Raw genomic sequence first — 1,061 nt, 5'->3', positions numbered from 1 at the left:
AGAATACAAATCGTATTCTTAGCGTGCTAGCTTTAAATTTGAACCTTGAAAAAATTTTGAAAAGAAATACTACTAATAATCTGTACCCTTTGTAAAGGACATTTTGAAAAAAATTAGGAAACGTCAAGAAGATGATTTCTGTATCCTGGTCTTACCCCTGTCAAGTAGACAGTAATAGATTAGGTGCCTTTTCATTAAGCAGCCTTAGTTCCAAATTCAATAGGACTAAGGTTGTTTAATCTTTTTTGAAATCTTTTGTTATTGTAATAGCTTATATATCTTTTAGTAGCCTTAAAAACTTCTGTCTTTTCATAAAAGGTATGTCTATAAAAGCATTCTGCCTTAAAATGACTAAAAAAGCTCTCTATACATGCATTATCGTAACAATTTCCCTTCCTAGACATACTCACAGTTATTTTGTGCTTTTTAAGTAATTGGTTATATTTTTTTGACGTATACTGATAACCTCGGTCGCTATGTAATACTGTTTCGTGGGCTTTTCTTTTTCTTAAGGCTTTATTGACTGTATCTGTAACTAATTTCAAATTGTTGTATTCGCTCATTTGGTAGGCCGCAACTTCGTTATTGTAAAGGTCTAGTATCACTGAAAGATATATGCGCTTATTATTAAAGGTAAGATAGGTTATATCTGTAACCCATTTTTCATTTGGCCTTGTAGTTGAAAACTCTCTGTTTAACAGATTTTCCGACACGATGTATTGTTCTTTCAAACCAAAATGCCGCCACTTTTTCTTTCGAATCTTAGCTTGTAGCCCCATTCTCCTCATTAAACGATATACTCTTTTGTGATTTACCTGTAAACCATAATACTTTTTGAGCCATATACAAATTCTTCRGTAACCATAGCTACCATTTATATCTGGATCTCGTTCGCATTCTCCTATTTTAGACATGATAAATTGGTCCTCTTTCATCTTTTCAGAGGGATTGTTGATTCTTTTTTCCCACTTATAATATCCACTTCTTGAAACACCTGCAATTTCACAAAGCAATACAATTGAAAAATTTTGTTTTAAGGTATGAATGACCTCATATTCTAC

The 1,061-nt window shown here is 32.3% G+C and carries 1 protein-coding gene; it reads right to left on the bottom strand.

Features of this window, described 5'->3' with window-relative positions:
• Positions 1–194 precede the first annotated feature (194 nt).
• Positions 195–1,061, bottom strand: an 867-nt coding sequence (locus AC1DTM_RS28075; protein WP_477001439.1) for an IS3 family transposase, incomplete at its 5' end; no start/stop codon positions are given.

The sequence above is a fragment of the Bacillus sp. P4_D3 genome (assembly GCF_056401855.1).
This window is presented reverse-complemented; position numbering and strand designations above follow the sequence as displayed.